Source organism: Streptomyces sp. NBC_00223 (assembly GCF_036199905.1).
Lineage (GTDB): Bacteria > Actinomycetota > Actinomycetes > Streptomycetales > Streptomycetaceae > Actinacidiphila.
In genome coordinates this window covers 399,441-419,607 of the sequence record NZ_CP108109.1, presented here as the reverse complement: position 1 = coordinate 419,607, position 20,167 = coordinate 399,441, and the positions used below count along the sequence as shown (strand labels likewise).

19 protein-coding genes are annotated in these 20,167 nt (G+C 72.0%); 10 read left to right on the top strand and 9 right to left on the bottom strand.

What is annotated here, in order from left to right:
• Positions 1-2 precede the first annotated feature (2 nt).
• The 4 genes from OHA30_RS01840 to OHA30_RS01825 all read right to left on the bottom strand — a co-directional run bounded on the left by OHA30_RS01840 (position 3) and on the right by OHA30_RS01825 (position 5,430).
• On the bottom strand, positions 3-1,187 hold the full coding sequence (locus tag OHA30_RS01840; RefSeq protein WP_328912003.1) for a cellulose-binding domain-containing protein: 1,185 nt from the start codon (positions 1,185-1,187) through the stop codon (positions 3-5).
• A gap of 1,248 nt (positions 1,188-2,435) precedes the next feature.
• Positions 2,436-3,008: a YbhB/YbcL family Raf kinase inhibitor-like protein gene (locus OHA30_RS01835; protein ID WP_328912002.1), complete on the bottom strand. Its 573-nt coding sequence runs from the start codon at positions 3,006-3,008 to the stop codon at positions 2,436-2,438.
• Positions 3,009-3,196: 188 nt separating this feature from the next.
• The gene (locus OHA30_RS01830; protein WP_328912001.1) at positions 3,197-4,960 is read right to left on the bottom strand and encodes an MFS transporter; all 1,764 of its coding nucleotides are present in this window, start codon (positions 4,958-4,960) and stop codon (positions 3,197-3,199) included.
• Positions 4,961-4,989: 29 nt separating this feature from the next.
• Positions 4,990-5,430 carry a MarR family winged helix-turn-helix transcriptional regulator gene (locus OHA30_RS01825; protein WP_328912000.1) on the bottom strand — a complete coding sequence of 147 codons (441 nt, stop codon included), beginning with the start codon at positions 5,428-5,430 and terminating at the stop codon, positions 4,990-4,992.
• 231 nt (positions 5,431-5,661) lie between these two features.
• Here OHA30_RS01825 and OHA30_RS01820 point away from each other — a divergent pair, with 231 nt between their 5' ends.
• The 4 genes from OHA30_RS01820 to OHA30_RS01805 all read left to right on the top strand — a co-directional run bounded on the left by OHA30_RS01820 (position 5,662) and on the right by OHA30_RS01805 (position 7,685).
• A complete protein-coding gene (locus OHA30_RS01820; RefSeq protein WP_328911999.1) occupies positions 5,662-6,024 on the top strand; it encodes a DUF2089 domain-containing protein in 363 nt (120 codons plus the stop codon).
• On the top strand, positions 6,021-6,281 hold the full coding sequence (locus OHA30_RS01815; protein ID WP_328911998.1) for a hypothetical protein: 261 nt from the start codon (positions 6,021-6,023) through the stop codon (positions 6,279-6,281). Before OHA30_RS01820 ends, OHA30_RS01815 begins: the two co-directional genes overlap by 4 nt.
• Positions 6,282-6,302: 21 nt before the next feature.
• Entirely contained in the window at positions 6,303-6,734 is a 432-nt protein-coding gene (locus tag OHA30_RS01810; protein WP_328911997.1) for an SHOCT-like domain-containing protein, read from the top strand.
• A 267-nt stretch (positions 6,735-7,001) separates the two neighbouring features.
• Complete coding sequence (locus OHA30_RS01805; RefSeq protein ID WP_328911996.1) at positions 7,002-7,685, top strand: hypothetical protein; 684 nt, start codon at positions 7,002-7,004, stop codon at positions 7,683-7,685.
• A gap of 31 nt (positions 7,686-7,716) precedes the next feature.
• Here OHA30_RS01805 and OHA30_RS01800 read toward each other — a convergent pair whose 3' ends face one another.
• Genes OHA30_RS01800 through OHA30_RS01790 form a run of 3 tightly spaced genes read right to left on the bottom strand, consistent with a single transcriptional unit; the run spans position 7,717 to position 11,029 of the window.
• The gene (locus OHA30_RS01800) at positions 7,717-8,643 is read right to left on the bottom strand and encodes a carbohydrate ABC transporter permease (RefSeq protein WP_405785954.1); all 927 of its coding nucleotides are present in this window, start codon (positions 8,641-8,643) and stop codon (positions 7,717-7,719) included.
• On the bottom strand, positions 8,643-9,650 hold the full coding sequence (locus tag OHA30_RS01795) for a carbohydrate ABC transporter permease (protein WP_328911995.1): 1,008 nt from the start codon (positions 9,648-9,650) through the stop codon (positions 8,643-8,645). The genes OHA30_RS01800 and OHA30_RS01795 overlap by 1 nt, the downstream gene beginning before the upstream one ends.
• Positions 9,650-11,029, bottom strand: a complete 1,380-nt coding sequence (locus tag OHA30_RS01790) for an ABC transporter substrate-binding protein (protein WP_328911994.1) — start codon at positions 11,027-11,029, stop codon at positions 9,650-9,652. The genes OHA30_RS01795 and OHA30_RS01790 overlap by 1 nt, the downstream gene beginning before the upstream one ends.
• A gap of 570 nt (positions 11,030-11,599) precedes the next feature.
• Here OHA30_RS01790 and OHA30_RS01785 point away from each other — a divergent pair.
• Positions 11,600-12,601, top strand: a complete 1,002-nt coding sequence (locus tag OHA30_RS01785) for a beta-ketoacyl-ACP synthase III (protein WP_328911993.1) — start codon at positions 11,600-11,602, stop codon at positions 12,599-12,601.
• A 520-nt stretch (positions 12,602-13,121) separates the two neighbouring features.
• Here OHA30_RS01785 and OHA30_RS01780 read toward each other — a convergent pair.
• On the bottom strand, positions 13,122-14,168 hold the full coding sequence (locus tag OHA30_RS01780) for a phosphotransferase family protein (protein ID WP_328911992.1): 1,047 nt from the start codon (positions 14,166-14,168) through the stop codon (positions 13,122-13,124).
• 226 nt (positions 14,169-14,394) lie between these two features.
• Between OHA30_RS01780 and OHA30_RS01775 the strand changes: the two genes are divergently transcribed.
• Entirely contained in the window at positions 14,395-15,663 is a 1,269-nt protein-coding gene (locus OHA30_RS01775; RefSeq protein ID WP_328911991.1) for a phosphodiester glycosidase family protein, read from the top strand.
• A gap of 22 nt (positions 15,664-15,685) precedes the next feature.
• Here OHA30_RS01775 and OHA30_RS01770 read toward each other — a convergent pair whose 3' ends face one another.
• Positions 15,686-16,582, bottom strand: coding sequence for a LysR family transcriptional regulator (locus OHA30_RS01770; RefSeq protein ID WP_328911990.1), 897 nt, complete (start codon positions 16,580-16,582; stop codon positions 15,686-15,688).
• Positions 16,583-16,696: 114 nt separating this feature from the next.
• Between OHA30_RS01770 and OHA30_RS01765 the strand changes: the two genes are divergently transcribed.
• The 4 genes from OHA30_RS01765 to OHA30_RS01750 all read left to right on the top strand — a co-directional run bounded on the left by OHA30_RS01765 (position 16,697) and on the right by OHA30_RS01750 (position 19,977).
• On the top strand, positions 16,697-17,203 hold the full coding sequence (locus OHA30_RS01765) for a nuclear transport factor 2 family protein (RefSeq protein WP_328911989.1): 507 nt from the start codon (positions 16,697-16,699) through the stop codon (positions 17,201-17,203).
• Between the two features lie 94 nt (positions 17,204-17,297).
• A complete protein-coding gene (locus OHA30_RS01760) occupies positions 17,298-17,705 on the top strand; it encodes an RNA-binding S4 domain-containing protein (protein WP_328911988.1) in 408 nt (135 codons plus the stop codon).
• A 3-nt stretch (positions 17,706-17,708) separates the two neighbouring features.
• Entirely contained in the window at positions 17,709-18,629 is a 921-nt protein-coding gene (sigJ, locus tag OHA30_RS01755; RefSeq protein WP_328911987.1) for an RNA polymerase sigma factor SigJ, read from the top strand.
• A gap of 160 nt (positions 18,630-18,789) precedes the next feature.
• Complete coding sequence (locus OHA30_RS01750; RefSeq protein ID WP_328911986.1) at positions 18,790-19,977, top strand: thiolase family protein; 1,188 nt, start codon at positions 18,790-18,792, stop codon at positions 19,975-19,977.
• Positions 19,978-20,167 lie beyond the last annotated feature (190 nt).

Below are 20,167 nucleotides of genomic sequence, written 5' to 3'. Positions count from 1 at the left end.
ACTCAGCAGCCGATCGGCGAGGAGCCGACGGCCACGTCGTCGAACCACAGGGTGTCGTCACCCGTGCTGTAGTTCTCCCAGCCCAGGCGCAGGCCGGTCGGGCGGGGCGGGGTGGTACGGCTCAGCCACTGCTGGTCGATGTCCTGGGTCGGTACGCCGTCCAGGTGCAGGCCGGGCACCAGCGTGTCGTTGAGCCAGGTGTCGCCCTTCGGCGCGGAGGTGTCGATCGAGAACCGCAGGCACTGCCACGAGTTGGTCGGCAGCGGGCTGCTCTGCGCGACGCCGGCCGGGCTCTGCGCGGGCAGGGTCGCGTCGTCCGTCTCACGGTTCCACTGCAGTGCGCCGTTCTGGCCGCCGATCCGCAGGGCCTTGCCGCCCTGGGAGGAGTCCGGCATCGAGACGAACGCGACGTGGCCGGACGGCAGCGCGGTGGTGTGACGCACCCACAGACGGACGTACATCACCGGGCCGACGTTGGACAGGTCCTTGCTGCTGGACAGGAACGCGTGGTTGCAGTAGCCGGCCTTGCCGTTGACCCGGATCGACCGGCTTCCGCTGTGGGCAACGGAGGTGTCGACGCTGAGGGTGCCGGTGCCCGAGCAGTCGGGCGCCGCGAATCCCCAGTCACCCGAGGGTGAACTGCCGGTCTGGTCCTCGAAGTTGGCGCAGATCACCGCACTGCCGCAGCCGGCCGGGGGGTTGGTCGGAGGAGTGGTGGGCGGAGTCGTGGGGGGCGTGGTCGGAGGGGTGGTGGGGGGTGTCGTGGGCGGAGTGGTCGGAGGCGTCGTGGGCGGGGTGGTGGGGGGTGTGGTCGGCGGGTTGCCGGTGCCGTTGCAGGCGACGCCGTTCAGGGTGAAGCTGGTCGGCGCGGTGTCCGACTGGGCCCAGGTGCCCTGGAGGCCGAAGTCGGTCGAACCGTTGCTCGGCAGCGAGGCGTTGTAGCCCGCGTCGGTCGCGACGATCGCCTTGCCGGACTGGGTGACGGTGGCGTTCCACGCAGACGTGACGTGCTGGTCGCCGGGGTAGGTCCACCCGACCTTCCAGCCGTTGACGGCCGAGCCGAGGTTGGTCACGTGGATGTTGGCGGTGTAGCCGCCGGACCACTCGTTGGTGGTGTACGTGACGGTACAACCCGAGGCGGCGCCGCTCGCGGGCAGCGCCGTCACGGTGGACAGCACGAGGGCCACCGAGGCGATGGCCCACAGCCATGGCCGGCGGACTAACCGCCGGAGAGTGTCCTGCACGAGTGCTCCTCCAATTCGTGGGGGGTGTGGGAGCGCTCCCAAATATGGGAGCGCTCCCACGGGCTGTCAATGCCTAGTGCAGTGGCCTGCGGCGCGCGGACGGGTGGGCGCGGGTCCCTCCGCGCCGGGTCGGACGGGCCTGCGGCCCCCACGGCAGCCGCTGCGCGGCGGCTCGTACGACGGTGTGAACGTCCCGCTGCGCGGTGGGCGAAACGGGCCGCGGGCCCCGCCGGGGGATGCCGCCGCGCGGTGGGGTTGGGGCGGGGCGCGGCCCGGTGGGGGCGCTGCACGACGGCCTGCACGACGCCGTGCGCGTCCCGTTCCGCGGTGGGTGGAAGGGGCGTACGGCCCCGCCGGGGGATACCGCTGCGCGGGTGCATGAGCGTCCCGCTGCGTGGCGGGTTGGACGGGCCTGCGGCCCCCGCGTAAGCCGCTGCGCGGCGGCCCGTACGACGGTGTGAACGTCCCGCTGCGCGGTGGGTGGCGCGGGTGCGCGGCCCCGCCGGGGATGCCACTGCGCGGTGGGGTTGGACGGGGCACGGCCCAGTGGGGGCGCTGCGCGACGCCGTGCGCGTCCCGCTGCGCGGCGGGCGAAAACGGGTGCGCGGGCGCCGCCGGGGGGTGCCGCTGCGTGGTGGGTTCGACGGGCCTGCGGCCCCCGCGGCAGCCGCTGCGCGGCGGCTCGCACGACGGTGTGAACGTCCCGCTGCGCGGTGGGCGAAACGGGCCGCGGGCCCCGCCGGGGGATGCCGCTGCGCGGGTGCATGAGCGTCCCGCTGCGTGGCGGGTTGGACGGGCCTGCGGCCCCAGCGTGAGCCGCTGCGCGGCGGCTCGCACGACGCCGTGCGCGTCCCGTTCCGCGGTGGGCGGAACGGGCACGTGGGCTCGCCGGGGGATGCCGCCGCGCGGAGGTTTTCTGGACGGCAATCGGCAACCGGACGCCAAGGGCTACGCGTACGGCATGTTGCTGTGGTTCCTCGGCATCCCGTGGGGTCGGACGGCTTCGGGTCGGCACGATTCCGTGGCGTTGCCGAAGAAGCCCGAACTCACCGAAGCGCGTATCGGTGAATCCCCGTACGGGCAAGCCCTGGTGGACGCCTGCGCCCGGGGCTGTCCGTTCTCCGGCCCGACCGGAGAACGGACAGCCCCGGGCACGCCGCCTGTGCTGGGGCCCGCGGCCTGGGGCTGGGGTCAGCGTTCGAAGGTGGCGGTCAGGCGGGCGCGGTCGAGGACGGGGGCGGTGATGGCGGGCAGGAGGACGCGGGGCCGTGCCCGGTCCACTGGCGTCGTGCCGGGGGCGCTGTCCACGGGGGTTGCGAGGGCGAACAGTTGGAAGGTGTAGTGGTGTGGCCCGTGGCCTTTGATGGGTGCGGGCCCGTGGTAGCCGCGTCCGACGGTGGACCGCAGCACCCGTACCCCGGTGGCGGGCTGCCGCGCGGCGAGGGCGCCGGGCTCCAGGTGTTCGGCCGCCGGGTCGATCAGGGCGACGCAGTGCACGGCGGGCTTGGCCAGGGGGACGTCGATGTCCTCGACGACCAGGAGGAGTTGGGCGGTGCCGGGCGGCGGCGGGGTCCAGGCCAGGTGGGGGGACAGGTCGTCGCCGCCGATGTGCTTCGCGCCGTGCTTCAGCGGCATGACGTCGCCGTGGCCGAAGTCCTGGCTGGTGAGGGCCAGCAGCTCGGGCCCTTGCAGGTTGGGCAGGTTCCACGCCATGTGGGTCTCGCCTGCTCTGCGGTTGTTCAGGAGTCGGCCGAGGAGGATCATCGTGTTGCCCCGACCAGGTCGATGATCTCGACGGCGGTGACCGGATGGTCGGTGCGGGACGGGACGATGCGCTTCTGCGGGTCGGTCACGACGCGTGCGGTCATGGGGTCGATCGTTGTCGGTGTCATGGTGGTGGTCTCTCCTGCGGATGCCGGCTCGTTGCCGGGGTCGGGCGGTGCGGTGGTCTCTCAGCCGCTGGTGTACCTGTCCGGTCGCGCGACGGGGTCACCGGTGGCGGCCTGTTGCGGTTCTGGGGCCTTGGCGGCGGGGCCGGCGCCGCGTAGGAGGGAGGCGATCGCGGCGAGGAAGGCGAGGACGGCACCGAAGGCGAACACGATGACCAGGCCCGAGTGGAAGGGCCCGGAGATCAGGGCCGGGAAGAACTCGCGTCCGGTCAGGGTCTGTTGCTGCGCCGCCGTCAGGTGCGCCAGGGCGCCGCTTGGCTGGAGCAGGTGCTGGATCGGGTTGACGCCCAGTTGGGCGGCGAACAGGGACGAGACCGGGGGCAGGCTGCCGACCTGGGTGGCGACGTGGGCCGGTACGCCCTGCTGTCGCAGACCGGCGGTGAGGGTGTGCGGCAGGCTGCCGGCCAGTCCGGCGATCATGAGGGAGAAGAACACGCCGATGGAGACGGCGGTGCCGGAGTTCTGGAAGGTGGCGCGCATGCCGGAGGCGACACCGCGCAACCGCGCGGGCACGCTGCCCATGATCGAGGAGGAGTTGGGGGAGGCGAACATGCCGCTGGCGATCCCGTTGAGCGCGATCAGCACAGCGAAGATCCAGTAACCGAAGTCGATCGGCAGAAGCATCAGGCCCAGGAAGCTGGCGCCGAACAGCAGCGCGCCGCCGGTGGCCAGCCCCCGGGAGCCGATCCGGTCGGACAGATAGCCGGAGACGGGGCCCGCGGCGAGGAACCCGGCGGTCAGCGGCAGCATGAAGATGCCCGCCCACAGCGGCGTGGCGCTGTAGTCGTAGCCGTGCAACGGAAGCCAGATGCCCTGTAGCCAGATGATCAGCACGAACTGCATCCCGCCGCGGCCGATCGAGATGGCCAGGCCCGCCAAGTTGCCGAAAGTGAAGGCCCGCAGGCGAAAGAGACCGAGTTGGATCATCGGCGCGCTGACGCGGTTCTCGATGGCGACGAATGCTGCCAGGAGGAGCAGTCCGCCGGCGATCATCGCGTCGACCAGCGGGTTGGTCCAGCCCATGGTGTGCCCGCCGTGGGGCTGGAGGCCGAAGGTGACCGCGATGAGGACCGCGCTCAGGCCCACCGCGAAGGTGATGTTGCCCCACCAGTCGATCCGGCCGCCGCCGCGCTTGCCGGTCTCACGCAGGGTGCGGTAGGCCCACAGCGTGAAGAACACGCCGACGGGCACGTTCACCCAGAACACCGCCCGCCAGTCCCAGGCGGCGAGCAGTCCGCCGGCGACCAGGCCGATGAACATCCCGGCCAGGCCGGCGACCTGATTGATGCCCAGGGCGAAGCCGCGCTGCTCCTCGGGGAAGGCGTCGGTCAGAATCGCGGCCGAGTTCGCGGTCAGCATCGACCCGCCGACGGCCTGCACCACCCTCCAGGCGATCAGCCACATCGCTCCGTGGCCGCCGTCGAAGGGATCGAAGGACAGCAGGATCGAGGCGAAGGTGAAGACCGCGAACCCGGAGTTGTAGATCCGGACCCGGCCGTACATGTCTCCCAGCCGGCCCACCGTGACCACCAGAACGGCCTGGACCAGCCGGTACCCCATGATCATCCACAGCAGGTACGCGATGTTGCCCGGAGCCAGCGGGTCCAGGTGAACGCCGCGGAAGATCGCCGGCAGGGCGATCAGCACGATGGAGCCGTCCAGCGCGGACATGAAGACCGCCGCGGTCGTATTCGTCAGCGCCGTCCACTTGTACCGGTCGTCACCGGCCGAGCGGCGCGGGGCGCGCGACGCGAGAGGATCCGTCATCTGCTTGCTTCCTCACGGTTCCGTCGGCGTCAGATGTTCTGGGCCAGCCGCTCCAGCAGCGGCGCGGCCGCTGCGAGCCGCTCCAGCTCCGTCGGGGTGAACTCACCGCTGGTCAGGGCCCGGGCGATGAGTTCGGTCCGCGCGTTGCGCTTGTCTTTGAGCGCCTGCACACCGGCGTCGGTCACCGTCAGCACCGCGCGCCTGCCGTCTTCCGGATCCGGGCGGCGTTCGACCAGGCCACGGGCCCGCAGCGCGCCGAGCGTCGCCCCCATGGCCTGTGCGGTGATCTGTACTTCCCGGGCAAGCGCCGAGGAGGTGGTGGGGCCCGAGCGGTCCAGCTGCGACAGAGCGGTCCGCTCGGGCATCGTCAGTCCGCCGTCGACCGGTACTTGGCGTACCCGTCGCACCAGCACGCTGAGACTCGCCAGCAGGACCGAGGCGACTCCATCAGGGTCCAGGTCATCGTTCATATGCTAAGGCTACTTTATCAATCTACCTTAGTACATTCGCCTGGCCGTGCCGCCGGGGCGACTGTGCCACCGGCCGCCGCGGGGGACACCGCGGGTCGTGCGGGACGGGAGGTCGAAGGTTCAAGATATTGAAGATCAACTTAGAAAAATCAATGTTTGCGCGTTGACGTCTTAAAAAACGCAAGGTACAAATGAACGGTAAGCACGTCGCCGAGAGCAACGGAGCCGAGGGTGGACTGGCAGGAACTGACGGACCTGACGCAGGGACGGCCGTTCGTGGTCGAGCGGGTCCGTCTCGCGGACAGCGGCGTTGCGATCGAGGGGCAGTTCGAGCCGCCGCAGCTGGCTCAGCTCGGCGTCGACGACCAGGTGTTCGTCGCCGCGTTCGTACGGTCGCACGGTTCGATCAAGGAGATGGAGCGGATCTTCGGGGTGAGCTACCCGACGATCAAGTCCCGGCTCAAACGGATCGCCGAGGAGCTCGACTTCGTCGACACCGACCCCGCGCCCACCGGCGCCGACGTCGTCGACCGCCTGCGGCGGGGGGAGATCAGCGCCCAGGAGGCGCTGGCCGAGCTGGAGAGGTCCCGATGATCCCGCAGCTGGTGACGGTGCGTTATCGCCGTTCCGACGGCCGACGGCGGCGGCTGTACGTCCCCGTCCTGCCGGTACTGCTGGTGTTCTCCCCGCTGCTGCTGCTCGCCGTGGGGGCCGGAGTGATCGTCTGCCTCGCCACCGGGGTGAGCCCGGTGGGCGCGCTGCGCGGCATCGGGCAACTGCTGTGGGCGCTGCCCGGCACCCGGTTCGAGATCGAGCAGGGCCGAACGGCCGTACTGATAAGCGTCAGATGAGTCAGAGGAGAGGGAGCAACGATGAATGAGCAGCGCCGCCAGATCCTGGAGATGCTGGCCGAGGGCAGGATCACCACGGACGAGGCCGAGCAGCTGATCGACGCCCTCGAACGGGAACAGCCCGAGTTGCCGCCGGGAGCCGTGCCCCGCCCGAAATCCCGGCCCAAGTACCTGCGCGTGGTGGTGAACGCGATGGACGACTCCGACGGCGACGGACCCAGCCGGGTCAACATCCGGGTCCCGCTGCAACTGCTGCGCGCCGGGGTCCGGCTCACAAGCCTCATCCCTCCGGGGGCGCTCACCAAGGTCAACGCGGAACTGAACAGGTCAGGGGTGCCGATCGACCTGAGCGAGCTCAAGCCGCAGCACATCGAGGAGTTGATCGAGCACCTCGACGACATCACCGTCGACATCGACGAGCCCGACACCAAGGTGCAGGTCTTCTGCGAGTAGCACCACCACGGCGCCGGACGCCCGCCACGACCACGGCGCCGGACGCCTGCCACGACCACGGCGCAGAGCGGCCATCCGTCCGGCCGCCGAACGCGGGCGTTCCACCCGTCGCGGCGAGTGCCGGAGAATCCGCGGACGCTGTGGACGCGGCCTGCGGCCAACCGCACTGCGCAAGGCCCGCCGCTGGCAACGTCTGCCACGGCGAGCCCGTGCCGGGCGACTTCGCGTGCCGGGTGGAGGGGGCGGAGGGGTGGGTAGGGGTCGGGGGTGGGTGGTGAGGAAGCGCGGGCGGGGGTTGCGCGGGGGGTCTGCGGGGCCCTGGAGGCCGCGTGCGCCGGGTCGCGGGCCCAAGTGGTCGGCTCGCTCGCAGCGGGGGCTGACGACGCGTACAGCGACATCGACGTCGAGTGGGTCGTACCCGATCCCTCGTTCACCGGGTGCGTGACGCGCGCCCGGTCCGTGCTGGAGCGGGTGCGGCCCGTCGCCGACGTGCGGATCGACCCGGACTTCCGTCACTCCGAGCGCCGGCGCCTGCTGTTCGTACGCTTCGAGGGCCTGCCACTGTTCTGGCGCCTCGACCTTTCCGTACGGGCCGAGTCCGTCGCCGGGGACGCCGCGTACGACGTCGGGAATCCGCGGGCGTGGGCGCGGGACGACGAGTGGTCCCGGCCGGCCAGCGCCCTGGCCAACGCGGTCGGCGCGGTCAAGGCCGTGGCCCGGCGCCGCCCGCAGGACGCCCGCGGGCTGCTGGACCGCGGCTTCGACCGGATCGGCGTCGACGACCGGGCCACCGGCGCCTGGACCGACGACATCGCGCGCCTGGCCCGCGCCTCGGCCGACCAGGAGCCCGCCCTGACCGCTCTCGCCGCCCAAGTCGTCGCCCTGGCCGCCGAGCACGCCGAGCACGCCGAGCACGCGGGAGACACGGACACCGCCCACCCGGGCGCCTGAGCGCGGGCCCCCGCGCCCGCCCGCCCGCCGCTCAGCCCTTGCCGGACCCCAGCGACAGCCCCGCGATGAACTGCTTCTGCAACAGCACGTACACCACCAGCGTCGGAACCGCCACGATCATCGCCGCCGCCGCGATGAGGTTCTGATTGCTGACGAACTCCCCCTGGAGATTGGCCAGTGCGGAGGTGACCGGGCGTTTGTCGCCCGACGACATCAGGGTGACGGCCCAGAAGAAGTCGTTGTAGATCCAGGTCGTCAGCAAGGTCGCCAGCGCCGCGAGGGCCGGCCGGCACAGCGGAAGCGTCAGCCGCCAGAACCGCGTCCACAGCCCCGCGCCGTCCACGAGCGCGGCCTCGTACATCTCACCGGGGATCGACTTCATGTAGTTGCTGAGCACGAAGACGCAAAAGCCCAGCTGGAAGGCGACGTTGATGACGACGAGGCCGAAGAGCGAGTTGTACATCAGTCCGCTGCCGCTGAGGAAGGACGGCAGCGGGATCTTCAGGTACATACGGAACAGCGGTGTGATGATGACCTGTTGGGGGAGCAGATTGCCGGCCGTGAAGACGATCAGCAGGGCGACGTTGACCTTCACGTCGACCCGGGTGAGGACGAACGCCACCCCCGAGGCCAGCGCCAGCACGATGACCACCGCCGGGACGGTGATCAGCACCGAGTTCCAGAAGAAGCGCGGCAGGTCCGACTGGGTCCACGCCTGGCGGAAGTTGTCGAACGTCAGGTGGTGCGGAAGGGAGACATAGCCGTGCGTCCGGGTGTCCGAGTACGGGCGTACGGCCACGTAGAGGGCGAAGAGTATCGGCAGGACCCACAGCACCGAGGCGCAGATCAGGAAGACCTGCGAGGTGATTTGGCCCCACCGCCGCGGCCTTCGACCACGGTCCGTCCCGGCAGCCGCCGCGGGGGACGCCGGGCGCCGCGCAAGGGTGTCGGTGCTCACTACGACTCCTCTCGGCGGAAGGTCTGGTGGAGGAAGAGGCTGATCGGCACCAGCGAGATCAGCAGCAGCACCACACCCAGCGCGGACCCGAAGCCGACCCGCTGCGTCTCGCCGACGATGTTGGAGGTCACCAGCACCGAGAGCAGTTCGAGGCCGTTGACGCCCTTGTTGGTGATGTAGACCAGGTCGAAGGCGCGCAGGGACTCGATGACGGTGACGACCATGATGACGATGTTGATCGGCCGCATCACGGGGAAGATCACCCGCCAGAAGGTCTGCCAGTCGTTGGCGCCGTCGACCCGCGCTGCTTCCCGCAGCGTCGGGTCGACCGCTTTGAGCCCGGCCAGGTAGAGCACCATCACGTATCCGGACTGCCGCCAGGTGGCCTCGACCAGCACCGCCCACAAGTTGAGACGCGGATTGCCGAGCCAGTCGATCGCGTTGTCGTTGCCGTCGCGCCCGATCACGGTGTTGATCAGGCCGAAGTTCTGCGAGTAGACGAACTCCCAGATGATGCCGATCAGCGCGAGCGAGAGCATGACGGGCAGAAAGAGCATGCTCTGGTACATCCGGCTGCCGCGGATGCCGCGGTCGATCAGCACCGCGAAGAGCATGCCCAGCGGGGTGGCGAACAGCACGAAGACGGCCAGCCAGATGAGGTTGTGGCGGACCGCGGGCCAGAACTCGGGGTAGATCGTGGCGGCTTGGTGGTAGTTCTGCACGCCGTACACACAGCCGTTGTTGAGGATCGACGGCAGGTTCGGCTTGCAGGTCGTCGTGTGCAGACCGCCGACGCCGTTCCACTTGGTGAACGACAGCAGCACCGTGCCGATCGCGGGGAACCAGACGAAGGCCAGGTCCAGCAGCAGCGGGATGCCGAGCAGCAGGGCGACCACCACCCGGTCCCGGGCGGACAGGCCGCGCACGCCCCGGCGGCGACGGGCCGGCGACCCGGTCCCGTCCGGCGCCGCCGCCGGGGTGCGCGCCTGGGAGACGGCGGAACTCATCAGGAGTAGATCGCCTTCGCCTGGGACTCCGCGCTCTTCTGCAGCGCCGCGATGTTGCCCGTGCTCGGGTCGTCGATGAACTTCTGGATGACGGCGATCATCGCGGTGGCCATCGCCGGATCGGCGTCGCGGTCCATGAACTGCGCGACCGCCTTGCACTTGGCGATCTCGGTGACCGACTTCCGCTGGATCGCGTTGTACGAGGGCACTTCGAGGCCGTTGGCCAGGCCCACGTCCCACTGGTCGGTCTTGAGGTACTGCGCCTCGGCAGGTCCGGTGCCGATGTACTCCAGGATCGCCTTGGCGGCGTCCGGGTTCTTGGCCTTCCGGCTGAGCATGAAGCCGTCGGTGGGCGCGTCCATGTAGTCCTGGCCCCACTGCGGGTTGATCGCGGGGAAGGGGAAGAAGTCCAGGTCGTCCAGGTCCACTTGGTCGGTGACGTACTGCGCCGCCACCTGGTTGGTGCCCTGGAACATCATCCCGGCCTTCTTGGTCTCCAGGGTCTTGGCCGCGTCCTGCCATATGCGTCCGTTGGCGCCGGACTGGAGATACGGCATGATCTCCGCCCAGTGCTGGAAGACGGTGTGCACGCCCTGATCCGTCCACGGGATCTCGTGCTTCATCAACTTGCTGTGGTAGTCGTACCCGTTGATCCGCATATTGAGGATGTCGAACGTGCCGAGCGCGGGCCAGCCGTCCTTGTCGGCGAAGGCGATCGGGACCAGGCCGTCGCCCTTCATCCTCTTGGCCAGCGCCACATACTCGTCCCAGGTGGCGGGGACGGTGTAACCGGCCCGCGCGAACTGGCTCTTGTTGTAGAAGACCACCCAGGGGTAGTTGTAGATCGGCACCAGGTACTGGTGGCCGTCCAGGCCGGTGGAGAGCTTCTTTGCGGAGTCGCTCAGGCCGCCGCCGATCTTCTCCCACACGTCGTCGATCGGCTCGGCCAGGCCCTGCGCGGCGAAGTACTGCATGCGGTAGCCCGCGAACCAGGTGAACAGGTCGTCGGGGGTGCCCTGCAGATAGCTGGTGATGCTCTGCTGGAAGGTGTTGTGGTCGACCGTGTTGGTCTTGACCTCGACCTTGGTGGCGGCCGTCGCCGCGGTGGTCAGCGCGGCGAACGCGGCCTTGGCCGAGGGGTCGGAGTAGTTCGACCCGAAGGTGACCGTGCTGCCCGCCACGGAGGCCGTGCCGCCCCCGGAGCCGCCCTTCTTCTCGTCCTTCGCGTCCGAGCCGCTGCCGCAGGCCGTCAGCAGTCCCCCGGAGACAGCGGCGAGTCCCGCCGCGCCGGCCACTCCCCGCAGTACGTTCCTGCGCGAGGGGGACGTATGAGACGTATTACTGGTCACACTGCCGCTCGACGAACCGACGTCCGACATGGTGCCTCCATGTGAGTGTGGGCGCATCCGGGGGACCAAGGAGGGAAACGTTGTCGCCGCGAACTTTCCGACAGCCCTTTCTATGTCCTGTTTCCAACAGAAGTCACCAAGATAGAACGCCTTCGCAACTGCACGGTAGTTCTACGCCACATGCACACCACCGTCAACGCTCTCTTCCGGATGTGTTGCCGTACCGTGATAGCCGGTGGTGTTGGAACATGTTTGCTTCCGGCGGCCGCCGCGACCACGTCAACAGGCCCACGCCCGGGGTCGCGTGGCGAGGGCGCGCCGAACCGCCGACGGGGCCCGGACCCCCGCGCGGCCGGTGGGAATGGTCGAATGACCTTGCGGAACGCGGCCGGTCGTTACTGAGACGGATGGCCGTCGAATCCCGGACAGCCTGGCGCGTACGCGGTGTATGCGTGTCGGGCAACCCCGAATCGGAGAGATCATTCGTACGGGGACCCGCGCGTTCCTCGCCGGCGGCACCGCCGGCGAGGAACGCGCGGGTCCCCGCCCGGCAAGTCCGACCCCATCGGCTGATGGCCTGTGATGGCTCGAAAGGCTCCCATGAAAGCTGAGATCGCCGTGCCCACAGGTGCGCGGCACACCCGGATCCTCGGAGTCGGTGCCTACCGGCCCCGGCGGATCGTCGACAACACCGAGATCTGCCGGCACATCGACTCCTCGGACGAGTGGATCCGCTCCAGAACGGGCATCGTGACCCGTCGCTGGGCCGGTCCCGACGAGACGCTGGGGGCCATGGCGGAGCAGGCCGCGAGCAAGGCCATCGCGGCGGCCGGCCTCACGCCCCAGGACATCACCTGTGTCATCGCCGCGACCTTCACGCATCTGATGCAGACCCCCGCCGTCGCCACGGAGATCGCCGACCGGATCGGCGCCACCCGCGCCGCGGGCTTCGACATCTCCGCGGGCTGCGCGGGCTTCGTGCACGGCGTGGTGCTCGCCTCGGACGCGGTGCGCGCCCGCGGCGGCCATGTGCTGGTGGTCGGCGTGGAGCGGATGTCCGACATCCTCGACCTGACCGACCGCTCCACCGCGTTCATCTTCGGCGACGGCGCGGGCGCGGTCGTGGTCGGCCCCTCGGACACCCCCGGCATCGGCCCGGTGGTCTGGGGCGCCGACGGCTCGCAGTCCGACGCCATCAGCCAGACCGTCCCGTGGAGCGTCCTGCGCGACGACCCCGGCCACGCCTTCCCGGTCCTGCGCCAGGACGGCCAGCGGGTCTTCCGGTGGGCGGTGTACGAGATGGCCAAGGTGGCCGTCCAGGCGCTGGAGGCGGCCGGGATCGGCGCCGACGACCTGGACGCCTTCATTCCGCACCAGGCCAATGAGCGGATCATCGACAGCATGACCAAGTCCATGGACCTGCCCGCCCGGGTGACCGTGGCCAAGGACATCGTCACCAGCGGCAACACCTCGGGCGCTTCCATCCCGCTCGCCATGGAGGAGGTGCTCTCCTCCGGCGCCGCGGCCTCCGGCGACACCGCGCTGCTGATCGGCTACGGCGCCGGTCTGTCGTACGCGGCGCTGGTCGCGACACTGCCCTGAGCCCCGGCCGCCCCGTCGGTCACGGGTCGGCGGCGGGAGTCCCGCCACGGGAGGACGGCGGGCTCCGCCGGGGGTGTCCGGGCGACACGGAACGGCGGTGGTCCGCAAAGCCACCGCCGTTGCGTGTACTCACCCCGCCGCGCCGGAAACGTGCCGGGCGACCGGCCGGTCAGGCGGCCGGTGCCCGGGGAACCGTCGGGCGGGGAGCTTCGGGGCGGAGGTGCGGCCACGTGCGTGAGGGCGTCGACGGGGGATGTCCGTCATCGCGCACGCACCGGGCCGGGTGTCGGGCGGGTGCCGCGCGCGCTCGCCGCCCGGGAATCCTCTCACCGCCGCCGCGGCAATGGTCGAGAACCGGCCAGGGCACAGGCGCGTTCCGGCCCCCGCCGGATCGTTCCGGCAGGCCATGCCGGACGGACCCGCGTACCCGGCACCAGGCGGGCGTACGGCGGGGGCGACGGCCGACCGGGTGACCGACCGGCGGCGTGATGGCCGAAACACGCCCTCCGTACGGGTGAGTTCAGCCGTCCGCGCGCGCCGCTTCGTCCCCGCGCAGCACGCCCAGCGCCGCCACCAGCCGGGGCCCGGCGAAGTCCCGGGTCCATGCCAGCTGCTCGCCCGTGGTGGCCCGGGGGACGGTTTCGGTCAGCATGATCAGATACAGATAGCACCGGTAGAGCGCGATCCGGCGCCGGGCGGCCGCGTCGAAGTCGGTACGGCCGCCGCCCGCGCCGTATCCGGCCAGGAAGGCGGCGTCGCCCTCGGGCCCGGCGGCGGGGTCGGCGTAGAGCAGGGACAGCGACGCGAAGTCCGCCAGCGGGTCACCCCAGAACATCCGCTCGCCGTCGATGAGCCCGCTGACCGTACGGTCTCCCGCCGGGCCGTCCAGCAGCACATTGCCCGGCCACAGGTCGAAGTGGACCAGGGCCGGGACGGTCACCTCGGCCAGCAGCGGTCCGGCCGCCGCGAAGGCGGCCCGCAGCTCCGGCACCGGGACCGGCAGCCCGGCGCCGTACGCCTCCGCGTCGGCCAGCAGCGCTTCGGCCATCGCGGCGAAGGCCGGGGCCCAGCGGTCGGCGAGCGGGGCCAGGGACTGAGCCGGGTAGCCGAAGCCGGGCCCGCGCACGGCGTGCAGCCGGGCCACCAGGCCGCCCAGCGCCGTCCGCAGCCGGTCCTGCTCGGCGTCGTCGATGTCCGCGCCGACCAGGTGCCAGGGCGTGCCGGGGCAGTGCGTCATCAGCAGGTAGGGCGGCTCGTCCGCCGACTCGGCGGGCTCGGCGCGCACCACCCGCGGCGCGGGCACCCCGGCCCCGGCGGCGGACTCGTAGAAGCTCGCCTCGCCGCGCAGCAGCTCGGCCTCGTAGGACAGCCGCGGGGTGTGCGGGGGCGGCGGGACCTTGAGCACCAGCCGGGTGCCGTCGGTGAGGTCGACGGCGTAGAGGGCGTTGTACGTGCCGCCGGTCAGCGCCGTGTGGCCGGCGATCCGGGAGGCGGGGACGCCGGCCCGTGCCATCAGCCCGCGGACCTGCTCCCGCGCCCGCCCCTGGACCTGCTCGCCCACCGTCATGCCGTCCGCCCCTTCGGTCCGCCCCGCGACCCGCCCCGATGATCCGCGGACACCCTACGCCGCCGCCGGGTCCTGGCCTGTGGCGGCGTGCGGGTGCTTCTGGGCGCCGGGGCGATTAGCGGAGGAGTTAATCGGTCATAACGTCAGAAAATATGACGGATGAGAGAGCTGTCCTGGCGCGCGACAGCGGCGCGCGGCGGCGGGGCGGTACGCGGAAGGACACACCATGACCCAGGGCGGGCGGATCGCGGAACGGCAGCCGGGCGGCGGGACCGCCGAACCGGCCGGGGACGGCCCCCGGCGCCGCAGAAGGCTGCTGCCGTGGAAGCACAAACGGGATCTGACGCCCGCCCAGCTGCGCCGCAGGCGGCTGGCCACCCGCGGCGCCCTCGGGGTGTGCGTGATCTGCGTCGGCACCGTCGGCTGGTCGGTCGGCCGGGCGCTGACCTACCCCGGCAAGGACAGCTCCGCCGCCCGCCTCGCCGAGTGGGCCCGCGACCACGAACTGGGCTTCGTCGTCAACGAGCTGGAGAACGCCCAGTACCGGATGAACCCCCCGAAGGTCGGCGGCACCCTCCCGCCCGAAGCGCTCGCCCGGATGGACGCCACCGCCCCCACCCCGGCCGGCGGCCCCACGCACGCCCCGGCGCACGTCCCCGCCCAGCCCCTGGTGCCGCTGCGCGCCCCCATGAAGCCCCTGGTCAGCCCCGCGCTGCCCGGCGAGGGCGTCTACCGCACCCTGGCCGCCGCGCACGGCGAGCCCATCGTGCAGGGCACCTACGTACGCCCCGACGCCGAGCACACCTCGTACGAGGCCGCGGTCGCCTGGGTCAGCGTCAAGTACGCCCGCTTCCAGCTGCACCCCGGCTTCCGCGAGCCCGGCGGCACCTTCGACGTGCCGCCGACCATCCCCGAGGGGCAGCGCACCGGCCTGGTCGCCACCTGGAACGGCGGTTTCCGGATCACCGACGGCGGCTCCCGCGGCGGCTTCTACCTCGACGGCAGGACCGACGGCGAACTGCGCGACGGCACCGCCTCCGAGGTCTTCTACCGCGACGGCTCGATCAAGGTCGGCGTGTGGGGCCGCGATGTGCGGATGACCCCGGACGTGGTCGGCGTCCGGCAGTGCCTGGAACTCATGGTCGACGGCGGGAAGGTCGTCCCCGACATCGACGACGACGCCAAGTGGGGGGTCAGCGACCAGAGCAGGATGTTCGTGCCCAGGTCGGGCGTCGGGGTCACCGCGCAGGGCGACATCGTCATGGTGGTCGGCCAGGCGCTGTCCGCGCGGACGCTGGCCGGGCTGATGCAGCGGGCCGGGGCCGTACGCGCGATGCCGCTCGACATGAACCGCGCCTGGCCGTCCTTCATGTCCTACGACGGCACCCGCGACCCGTCCAACCCCAAGCCCACGAACATCCTCGACTTCGAGGACCCGCCGGACCGCTACTACACGCAGGCCACCCGCGACTTCGTGGCCGTCTACGCCCGCTGAGGGGTCGCGTACCTTAAGGGTGTCACGCCCGCTGGACGCGCGGGGCGGGCGCCGCCGACTCGGCGAAGGCCCGGATACGCGCGTTGGCCCGGGACGCGCGCCACACCGGGCCCCAGTCCAGCGGCGGCGTGTCGTGGAAGGGCACGAAGGCGACATCGGGCCGGGCGTGGAACCGGGTGGCGTGCGCGCCCACCGGGAAGACCCCCTGCCCGGCCCCGACCAGCGTCAGGATCTCCTGGAACGTCGCCGCCGTACGCCCCTGCGGGATCACCCGCCCGGCCGGGGTCAGCCGCGGCGAGCCCGGATCCCGCCAGTGGTCCGGCAGCGAGCAGGGCGCCTGAAGCACCTCGACCCGGGCCAGATCCTCCACCGACACCGAGCCGCGCCCGGCGTAGGGGTGCCCGGCGGGCACCGCCAGCATCCGCGGCTCGGACAGCAGCACCGGGCCGTTGGCCAGGTCGTTCCCGGTCAGCGGCAGGCAGGCGATCAGTACGTCGAGGGCGTCCGCGCGCAGCCGTTCCAGCGCCTCGCCCATCTGCACCTCGCGGATCTCCACCTCGCACCCCGGGTGGCGGGCCTGGAACGTCTCGGTCGCCCGGATCATCAACTGCCCGGCCGCCGCGCCCACGAAGCCGACCCGCAGCACCCCGGTCACCCCGCGCCCGGTCGCGACGGCCGTGGCCAGCGCGGCCTCCAGGCGCTCGAACGCGGGCCGCAGGTCGTCGTGGAGCCGCCGGCCGATCGGGGTGAGCGCGACACTGCGGCTGGTCCGCTCGAACAGCGGCGCGCCGACCCGGCGTTCGAGCTTGCTGACCACCTGGCTGACCCGGGCGGTGGTCACCCGCAGCCGTACCGCCGTCCGCCCGAAGTGCAGTTCCTCGGCGAGGGTCAGGAACGCCTCGATCTCGTACCGTTCCACGGCCCTGCCTCCGTTCCCCCGCGACGGCGATCTTGCTATGCATTAAATCGTACTTAACGATCCTTGCGACAAGCGTTGTTGATCGGTCCCCGGCCCGCCGCGCAGGGTGGACGCATGTACCTCACCCATCACCACGCGATCGACGTCCACGCCGGCGAGGACGTCGTACGGGAACTGCGGGACCGCGCCGAGATCGTGGACGCGCTGTACCGCTTCGGGCTCGGGCAGGATCTGCGCGACCGGGCGCTGTTCGCCTCGGCCTTCGCCGCCGACGCCGTAGTGGACTTCGGCCCCGCCGCCGCCAAGTGGGGCGCCGTCAGCCCGCCGATGACCGGGCGCGACACGATCGTGGACACCGTCCTCGCGCTCTTCGCCGGCCGCGTCGACACCACGCACACCGTCACCAACCCGCGCATACGCGTCGCCGCCGACCGCCGATCCGCCGCACTGACCGCGCTCGTCGAGGCCCAGCACCTGCTGTCCGCCGACCACTCCCGGTACGCCCTGCTCAAGAACCTCTACGCGGTCTCGCTGGTGCCCGACGGGCGGCGCTGGGTGATGCGCCGGGTCCGGATCGACAACGTGTGGTTCACCGGCGACCCGGTGGCGATCTTCGGCTGACGGTCGGCGGGGCAGGGGCATGCAGGGGGCGTCCGCGAGGACAAGGGCCGAAATCGGCGTGAGAAGCGGCGGGCGGTGGCCGTAGGCTCGGGGCATGGCGGGACAACAGGGCGAGAGCGGCGGCAGCGCACGGGTCGACAGCTGGATCTGGGCCGTACGGCTGACCAAGACCAGGTCGCAGGCCGCCACCGCGTGCCGCGCCGGGCACGTCCGGGTGAACGGCGAGCGGGTCAAGCCCGCCCAGCCGCTCAAGACCGGGGACGAGGTACGGCTCTTCCACGCAGGACGCGAGCGGATCGTGGTCGTCTCGCGGCTGATCGCCAAGCGGGTCGGCCCGCCGGTGGCCGCGGAGTGCTTCGTGGACAACAGCCCGCCGCCGCCCCCGCGCGAGGCCGCCCTCGCCCTGGGCGTACGCGACCGGGGCACCGGCCGCCCCACCAAGCGCGACCGGCGCGAGATGGAGCGGCTGCACGGCCGGCCGCCGCGTTCCTCGGCCGGCTGAGCCGTGGCCGCGGCCACCGGCGGGCCCGAGGCGGTCGGGCCCGAGGCGGTCTTCGAACAGCACCGGCCGCTGCTCATCGGCCTGGCCTACCGGCTGCTCGGCAGCATGTGGGACGCCGAGGACGTGGTGCAGGAGGCGTATCTGCGCTGGACCCGCACCGGGCGCGAGCAGGTCCGCGAGCCGCGCGCCTTCCTGGTGACCGTGGTCTCCCGGCTCGCCCTCGACCAGCTGCGGTCGGCGCGCGTCACCCGTGAGGCGTACGTCGGGCCGTGGCTGCCCGAGCTCGTGGACACCCGCGCCGCCGGTCCGCTCGACACGGCGGAGCTGCGCGACACCCTGTCGTACGCCACCTTGCACCTGATGGAGCGCCTGACCCCGCCGGAGCGGGCGGTCTTCGTGCTGCGGGAGGCGTTCGAGCTGCCGTACGACGCCATCGCGGAGATCGTCGGCGTCAGCACGCCCAACTGCCGGCAGCTGCACCACCGGGCGGGGAAGCGGCTGGCCGAAGGGCGGGGGCCGGGTGCGGACGGGGGCGCGGCCGTACGGTTCCGGCCCTCGGGGGCGGACCACGCGGCGCTCTTCACCCGCCTCCTGGACGCCGCGCGCGGCGGCGACCTCGACGCGCTCACCGACCTCCTCACCGAGGACGTCGTGTCCTGGAGCGACGGCGGCGGCCGGACCCGTGCCGCCCTGCGGCCGATCCTGGGCCGCTCCCGGGTGATCGCCTTCCTGCTCGGGCTGATCCGCCGCCACAGCGCCGACCACTTCCGGCTCACCGAGGCCAACGGGCAGCCCGCCCTGCGGCTCACGGTCGACGGCCGCGACCACCTCACGCTGCTCGGCATCCGCGACGGCCGGATCTGCGGGATCTTCACGGTGCTCAACCCGGACAAGCTGACCCGGCTGGCGCCGGAAGAGGCGTGAGGGGCGGGCGGCGCGGGAGCGTACGGAGGAGGCCGGGCTCGGACGGGAGGGGGCGTCGCCTCCGTAAACTCGCAGTGCTAGTTTCGGTGGCGGTCCACCGGCCCACCGGCCCACGGGCCGAACCATTGGCCCACGCCTCACGTCCCACGAGGAGCACGCGATGCGCCCAGTCCACTTCGCCGCTGCCCGGCGCACCCCGATCGGGCGGCTTCGGGGAGCGCTCTCCACGGTCCGGCCCGACGACCTCGCCGCCACCGCGCTGCGCGGTCTGCTCGCCGACGTACCCGCCCTCGACCCGGCACGGATCGACGACGTCTACTGGGGCGCCGCCAACCAGGCCGGCGAGGACAACCGCAACGTCGCCCGGATGGCCGTCCTGCTCGCCGGGCTCCCCGACACCGTCCCCGGCGCCACCGTCAACCGGCTCTGCGCCTCCGGCATGGAGGCCGTCACCACCGCCGCCCGCATGATCGCCGCGGGCGAGGCCGACATCGTGGTGGCCGGCGGCTCCGAGTCGATGAGCCGCGCCCCCTTCGTCCTGCCGCGCCCCGACGAGGCGCTGCCGCGCGCCCTGGAGACGTACGACACCCGGCTCGGCTGGCGGCTCACCCACCCGCGCATGGCCGAACTGCACGGTGTGCTCGCCATGGGCGAGACCGCCGAGGAGGTCGCGGAGCGGTACGGGGTCGCCCGCGCCGACCAGGACGCCTTCGCGCTGCGCAGCCACCGCAACGCCGCCGAGGCCCGCGCCAAGGGCCTCTTCGACGCCGAGATCCTGCCCGTCACCCGGCCCGACGGCGAGGTCGTCACCCAGGACGAGTCCATCCGCGAGGACACCACCGCCGACCGGCTCGCCGCCCTCAAGCCGGTCTTCCGCGCGGGCGGCACCGTCACCGCGGGCAACTCCTCGCCGATGAACGACGGCGCCGCCGCCCTCCTCCTGGTCAGCGAGGAGGTACTGGGCGAACTCGGCCTGGAATCGCTCGGGCGGTACGCGGCCGGTGCCAGCGCGGGCGTCCACCCCGACGTCATGGGCATCGGCCCCGTACCGGCCACGGAACGCGCTCTGCGACGCCTGGGCCGTACGGTCGACTCGGTCGAGGACGCCGAGTTCAACGAGGCGTTCGCCGCCCAGGCGCTCGCCGCCGTGACGCTGCTCGGCATCGACCCCGACCTGGTCAACCCGACCGGCGGCGCCATCGCGCTCGGCCACCCGCTCGGCTGCTCCGGCGCCCGCATCCTGACCACCCTGCTGCACCGCATGCGCCGCGACGGCACCCGGCGCGGGCTCGCCGCGATGTGCGTCGGCGTCGGGCAGGGCAGCGCCGTCCTGGTCGACCGCGACTGACCCGCCGTGACCGGGCCGTCGTGACCGCGCAGGTCACGGCGGCCCGGCGCTCCCGGCCCGGTGCTCCCGGCCCGGTGCTCCCGGCCCGGTGCTCCCGGCCCGGTGTTCCCGGCCCCGGGGCGGCCGGCTCCCGCAACTCCGCTCGCGAAGACAGGGGTTGGCCACCCTCCGGCACTCTGGGAGAATCGCG